Here is a 6,167-nt window from a genome sequence, read left to right as displayed (position 1 = left end):
CCCGGGCGTGCACCTCGGCGTGACGACCGCCACCTCCGCTGCTCGCAACATCTACGACGCGCCCAGCGAGGACTGGTCGTCGACGACGGTGCTGGCCGCGGCCGCGCACCACGTGGTGCTCGCGGACCGGTCGTGCGCGTGCCTGCACGTCGTCGACGTCGACAGCGGCACGGCGCGCGACGTCCCGCTGTTCGCGCGCGGCGCGTCGTTCGCGCCCGACGGGCACACGCTCGCGATCGCAGGCGGCCAACCCGAGACGTGGACCGTGCTCGACGTCGACGACCTCTCGTTCGACTCGATCCCGTCGCCCGGCGTCGCGGACTCCACGCCCGCTTGGTCACCCGACGGTCGCTGGCTCTTCGGCTGGTCGTACACGGCCGTAACGGCGTACTCGACGGTCGACGGGCAGACGTACGACGTCCCCGGGGCCGCGGGCGCGACCCGCTTCGCCGTCGTGGCGCGGTGACCCGCGGGGGCGCCGTACGATCGATGCGTGGTCGACGACGCCGACGACGGCGACCTCGTGATCGTGGACCTCGACGAGCCCGAGCCCGGGACGCCCCGCGCCGTGTGGCGCGCGTACGACCAGACGTACGCGGTGCTTCCCTTCGGGCTCGGTGTCGTCCCGCGGCGCGTCCACCGCGAGGCGACGCCCGTCCCGACGGTGTGGATGCTGACGCTCGTCGTGCTCGTCGCGATGACGATGCTCGTGCGCTGACCCGGCCGACGGGCGCGCGCCGCTACTTGCGGTGGATCAGGTTGAACCGCTCGGTGACGACGGGGTCGCCCGTCTTGTCGTCGCGCCAGACGGTCTCCATCACGACGAACGTCATCGTGCGTCCCTTGCTCTCGCGCTCGTACATGTCGACGACCTTGCCCTCGCTGACGAGGACGTCGCCGACGACGATCGGCCGGTGGTACTCGAACTCCTGCTCCCCGTGCAGGACGATGCCGCCCTGGCCCATGAGCTGACCCATCGCCTTGTGCATCGGGTTGTTGCCGCCGGTCGGGTCGGGCGGCTGGTCCTCACGGCGCGCGCCCATGTGGTTCATCGCGAACGAGAACGTGGGCGGCGCAGGGACGTCGTCGAAGCCGGCGGCGCGCGCCGCGTTGACGTCGTGGTAGATCGGGTTCTGGTCCTTCAGCGCGGCCGCGAAGTACGACACGGGACCACGCTCGACGTGCACGCGTGCGGCGCCGGTCGGCTGGCCGATGATCTCCGGGTCGACGGTCATGGGACGCGCTCCTGCTCGCTCGGGCGGGGTCGTTGCGACGGTGGCGGGACGCTAGCGCGGCGCCCCGTCTGCTTTCACAGGCCGCCGGACCCCGCGATACGGTGACGGCCACGTCAGTTTTCTCGCGTTGGAGGGAGGCGCGCACATGGGGCTCCTCGACGGCAAGGTCGCGATCGTCACCGGTGCCGGGCACGGTGTGGGCCGGGGCGAGGCGGTCGAGCTCGCGGACCAGGGAGCGAAGGTCGTCGTGAACGACCTCGGCGGCGCGGTCTCGGGCGGGGGCGGCGACAAGCAGGTCGCCGACGAGGTCGTCGACGTGATCAAGCAGCGTGGCGGCGAGGCGGTCGCCAACTACGACGACGTCTCCGACTTCAACGGCGCCAAGAACATCCTCGACACCGCGCTCGAGGCGTTCGGCCGGCTCGACGTCGTCGTGAACAACGCCGGCATCCTGCGCGACAAGATGATCTTCTCGATGGCGGAGGAGGACTTCGACGCCGTCATCCGCGTGCACCTCAAGGGCACGTGGAACACCATGCACCACGCCTCGGTGTACTGGCGGAACGAGTCGAAGGAGGGCCGCCAGCCGCGGGCCGCGATCGTCAACACCGTGTCGAGCGCGGGCCTGCAGGGGCAGGCCAGCCAGTCGAACTACGGCGCCGCGAAGGCCGGCATCGCCGCGCTGACGATCATCGGCAGCCTCGAGCTCGCGCGCTACGGCGTGCGCGTCAACGCGGTCGGCCCGGGCGGCTTCACCCGGATGGTCGGCCAGGCGTACAAGGACATCGAGATCAAGGAGCCCGAGTCCTACACCGAGTTCAACAACATGAACCCGGGCAACTCGGCACCCGCGGTCGCGTGGCTCGCGTCCGACGACTCGATCCCGGTGACGGGTCAGGTCCTGCGGCTCGTCGGCAACAACCTCGCGCTCTACTACCCGTGGGAGATGGGCGAGCAGTTCTTCGCGACGGACAAGGACGGGAACCCGACGCGCTGGGACCCGGCCGACATCGGGCCCACGCTGCACAAGTACGTGTTCAAGACGATCAACCCCGGCATCGCCAAGATCCAACGGTAATGGCGACGCGCGGAGCGGCGAGCGTCGGCGGGCCGGGTATCCCGGCCCGCCAACGAGTGCGACCGACAACAGGGCTGCGGAGCGAGCTCGCAGGAGCGGCGAGCTCGCGAGCGCGACCATGAGACGGGTCGCGATCGTCGGCGCTGCGCTGTCGGACATCGGACGCGTCGACACGAAGTCGCCGTTCGAGCTGCACTACCAGGCGACGAGCCGCGCCGTCGCGGACGCCGGGCTCACGAAGGACGACGTCGACGGGTTCGGCTCGTGCGGCACGGGTCTGCTCGCGCCCGTCGAGGTCGCGGAGTACCTGGGCCTGCGTCCGACGTGGGTCGACGGGACCGGTGTCGGCGGCAGCACGTGGGAGTTCATGGTCGAGCACGCGACCGCGGCGATCGCGCACGGCCACGCCGAGGTCGTCGTGCTCGTCTACGGGTCGACCGCACGTGCGGACCTGAAGGCGGGCCGGCGCAGCGCGAACCTCTCGTTCGGCGCCCGCGGCCCCGTGCAGTTCGATGCGCCGTACGGTCACACGCTGATCTCGAAGTACGCGATGGCGGCTCGGCGCCACATGTACGAGTTCGGGACGACGATCGAGCAGCTCGCCGAGATCGCCGTCTCGAGCCGGTACAACGCCTCGCTCACACCGTTCGCGTACTACCGCGACCCGATCACGATCGACGACGTGCAGAGCTCGCGGATGATGGCCGACCCGCTCACGAAGCTGCACTGCTGCATCCGGTCCGACGGCGGCGGCGCCGTCGTCCTCACCACCGAGGAGCGCGCACGCGACCTGCCGAAGAAGCCCGTCTGGGTGCTGGGGACCGGCGAGACGACGTCGCACACGACGATGAGCGAGTGGGAGGACTTCACCGAGTCACCCGCGGTGCGCTCGGCGAAGCTCGCGTTCGACCGCGCCGGCCTGACGCCCGACGACGTCGACGTCTGCCAGATCTACGACGCGTTCACGCCGATGGTCCTCTTGTCGTTCGAGGCGCTCGGCTTCTGCAAGAAGGGTGAGGGCGGGCCCTTCGTCGCCGACGGGAGGATGCGCGTCGGCGGCGCGCTCCCGACCAACACCGACGGCGGCGGCCTGTCGTGCTGCCATCCCGGGATGCGCGGCATGTTCCTGCTCGTCGAAGGCGTCCGGCAACTGCGCGGCGAGTGCGGCGATCGTCAGGTCGCGGACGCGGAGATCTGCTGCGTGAACGGGACGGGCGGCTGGTTCTCGTCGGCGAGCACCGTCCTGCTCGGCGTCGACTGACGCGAACGAGCCCCGTCGGTCACACCCCGTCGACGACGTACATGCGACAGCGCGCCGCGCCCTCGCGCAGCGTGCGCGCCGCGGTGTACTCGTCGCCGTGGTACCAGGCGAGGGCGGCATCCATCGTCGGGAACTCGATGACGACCGTCCGGCCCGCGGGCTCCTCGCCCTCGAGCGGCTCGACCGGCCCGCCCCGCACCACGTACCGACCGCCCGCGCGCTCGATGCTCGACGCGGCGTGCGTCTTGTACACGTCGTAGCGCTCCGGGTCGGTGACCTCACCCTGGTAGATGACGTACGCGGCCATGGCGCGCGTCAGCTCGCGGCGCCCACGAGCGGGGGCGCACCGAAGAAGCCGCGGTGCACGACGTGCGCGAGCGTGTCGAGCATCACGTCGTCGTCGAGGTCGAGCCGGCGCGAGACGAGCGCGTAGTTGAACCGCTCGAGCATCGCCATGAGCGCCGCGACCGACGTCGCCGCATTGACCGCCTGCCGCGCGTGCGCCTCCTCCATCCGCTCGCCGAGCTTGCTCGCGATCTGGGTGAAGGACCGCACGCCGAGCCGGTTCGTCTCGCGGTCGCTCCCCTGGTCCTCCATCCACGCGCGGATGATGGGGCCGTAGCGGCGGTAGGTGCCGACGAAGCCGGCGAGGAAGCGACGCAGCTCGCCGTACCCGTCCTCGTCGGGCCCGATCGCGCCGATCGACTCCGCGAGCGACGACCACTCGTGCGCGCACTCGACCGCCAGCGCGCGCAGCAGGTCCTCCTTGTTCGCGAAGTACAGGTAGAACGTCCCGTGCGACGTGCGCGCCGCGCGCACGATGTCGTCGACACGGGCCGAGTGGTACCCGCGGTCGGCGAACACCCGCATCCCGGCGTCGAGCAGCTTGCGCATCGTGCGCCGCCCCTGCGCGCGCAGCTCGCGCTGCTTCGCAGGCGTTCCCGACGCCTGACCGTCGACGACCGCGGGCCGCGACGCGCGTGTGCGCTTCCGGCCGTCGTTGCGGTTGCCCTTGTTAGATTCGCTCACGATGCTCCCGGCGACGGCGCGTGAAGCGGCACGGCGGTTCGGGGACGTCCCAGCGTACGTGACGCCGTCAGGATGGTCGATCACGTACCGGGACCTCGACCGCGTGTCGGACGAGGTCGCCGTCGGCCTGTCACGCCGTGGCGTGCGCGAGGGCGACGTGGTCGCGCTCCTCCTCCCACCCAGCGGCGAGTACCTCGTCGCGTACGTCGCCGCGGCGAAGCTCGGCGCGATCACCGCCGGGGTCAACGACCGCCTCTCCCCCGCGGAGCGCGACGCGGTGCTGGACACGGCCGGTGCGCGGCTCGTGCTCGCGGCGCCCGGGCTCGCACCCGACAGGGCGCGCGTCGACGCCGACGTCCTGGAGGTCGAGCCTGCGCCCGCGCTCGACGAGCTGTTGCGCGACGCGCGCGTGCGCGACGGCTCCCCGCCGGAGCTCGCGCCCGATCCCGACCGCGCAGTCGCGATCATCTTCACGTCGGGAACGACAGGCCTGCCGAAGGGCGCGCTGTACGGCAACCGGCAGCTGACCTTCATCACCGACACCGACGTGGGCCGCAACTGGGGAACGGGCGGGCGCGGCTTCACCGGGACGTCGTTCGCGCACCTCGGGTTCATGACCAAGCTCCCCGGCAACCTGCGGCGTGGCGGCACCAATTTCCTGATGGAGCGCTGGCGCGCCGCCGACGCGCTCCGGCTCGTCTCGGAGCAGCGGATGACGACGGTGTCGGGCGTTCCCGCGCAGCTCGCGCTCATGCTGCGCCAACCGGACTTCGACGCGTACGACCTCGACAGCGTCCGCTTCCTCCTCGTGGGTGGGGGCCCGATCACGCCCGGCCTCGCGGAGGAGGCGCGCGAGAGGTTCCACGCCGCGCTCGCGACGCGCTACTCGTGCACCGAGGCCGGCATCGGCCTCGGCACCGCGTTCGACGACCCCGAGGAGGACGCGGTCGTGAGCGTCGGCCGTCCTCATGCCGCGGTGGACCTCGCGCTGCTCGACGAGGAGGACCGACCGGTTGCGCCCGGCGAGGTCGGGCAGGTCTGCCTGCGGTCCCCGGCGGTGATGTCGGGTTATTGGCGCGACCCCGACGGGACCGCGGCCGCGTTCACCGCCGATGGTCACGTGCGCACCGGTGATCTCGGGTGGCTCGACGACCGGGGCCGGCTGCACCTCGTCGGTCGCAGCAAGGAGATGTACGTGCGCGGCGGGTACAACGTGTACCCGGTCGAGGTGGAGGCGGTCCTCTCGACGCACCCGAAGGTCGCCGCGGTCGCGATCGTCCCCCGACCGGACCCGGTGATGGGAGAGATCGGCGTCGCGTGCGTGGTCGCGCGCGACACGGCCGCGCCACCGACGCTGGAGGAGCTGCGCGAGCTCGGCGCCGGCCGCCTCGCCGCGTACAAGCTGCCCGAGGCGATCCACGTCGTCGACGCGCTCCCGCTGACCGCGATGGAGAAGGTCGACCGCCGCGCCCTCGCCGCGAAGGTCAACACACCGGTAGTGTGACGCCGATGTCAGGAACGAGACGCAGCTCGATCGGCGCGCGGAAGAGGCACCTCCGATGCA

General features: G+C 71.5%; 8 protein-coding genes. 5 read left to right on the top strand and 3 right to left on the bottom strand.

The features are described from left to right. Positions 1-466, top strand: a 466-nt coding sequence (locus VFC33_07770) for a hypothetical protein (GenBank protein ID HZR13135.1), incomplete at its 5' end; no start/stop codon positions are given. Positions 467-493: 27 nt separating this feature from the next. Next, the gene (locus VFC33_07765) at positions 494-718 is read left to right on the top strand and encodes a hypothetical protein (GenBank protein ID HZR13134.1); all 225 of its coding nucleotides are present in this window, start codon (positions 494-496) and stop codon (positions 716-718) included. A gap of 22 nt (positions 719-740) precedes the next feature. Here VFC33_07765 and VFC33_07760 read toward each other — a convergent pair whose 3' ends face one another. Further along, positions 741-1,235, bottom strand: a complete 495-nt coding sequence (locus VFC33_07760; GenBank protein HZR13133.1) for a MaoC family dehydratase N-terminal domain-containing protein — start codon at positions 1,233-1,235, stop codon at positions 741-743. A 145-nt stretch (positions 1,236-1,380) separates the two neighbouring features. Between VFC33_07760 and VFC33_07755 the strand changes: the two genes are divergently transcribed. Next, positions 1,381-2,313, top strand: coding sequence for an SDR family NAD(P)-dependent oxidoreductase (locus VFC33_07755; GenBank protein ID HZR13132.1), 933 nt, complete (start codon positions 1,381-1,383; stop codon positions 2,311-2,313). 118 nt (positions 2,314-2,431) lie between these two features. Further along, positions 2,432-3,574: an acetyl-CoA acetyltransferase gene (locus VFC33_07750; protein HZR13131.1), complete on the top strand. Its 1,143-nt coding sequence runs from the start codon at positions 2,432-2,434 to the stop codon at positions 3,572-3,574. A 19-nt stretch (positions 3,575-3,593) separates the two neighbouring features. Here the strand turns inward: VFC33_07750 and VFC33_07745 are convergent, their stop codons facing one another. Together VFC33_07745 and VFC33_07740 are read right to left on the bottom strand one after the other, a co-directional pair. After that, complete coding sequence (locus tag VFC33_07745) at positions 3,594-3,881, bottom strand: DUF1330 domain-containing protein (GenBank protein HZR13130.1); 288 nt, start codon at positions 3,879-3,881, stop codon at positions 3,594-3,596. Between the two features lie 8 nt (positions 3,882-3,889). Beyond that, positions 3,890-4,603, bottom strand: a complete 714-nt coding sequence (locus VFC33_07740; protein ID HZR13129.1) for a helix-turn-helix domain-containing protein — start codon at positions 4,601-4,603, stop codon at positions 3,890-3,892. Position 4,604: 1 nt separating this feature from the next. On the opposite strand from VFC33_07740, the gene VFC33_07735 reads away from it, so the two are divergent. After that, positions 4,605-6,107 (top strand): class I adenylate-forming enzyme family protein, encoded by a 1,503-nt coding sequence (locus VFC33_07735; protein ID HZR13128.1) that lies wholly within the window; start codon positions 4,605-4,607, stop codon positions 6,105-6,107. Positions 6,108-6,167: the final 60 nt, after the last annotated feature.

This window comes from Acidimicrobiia bacterium, from assembly GCA_035651955.1.
In the GTDB taxonomy this organism is placed as follows: domain Bacteria; phylum Actinomycetota; class Acidimicrobiia; order IMCC26256; family JAMXLJ01; genus JAMXLJ01.
This window is presented reverse-complemented; position numbering and strand designations above follow the sequence as displayed.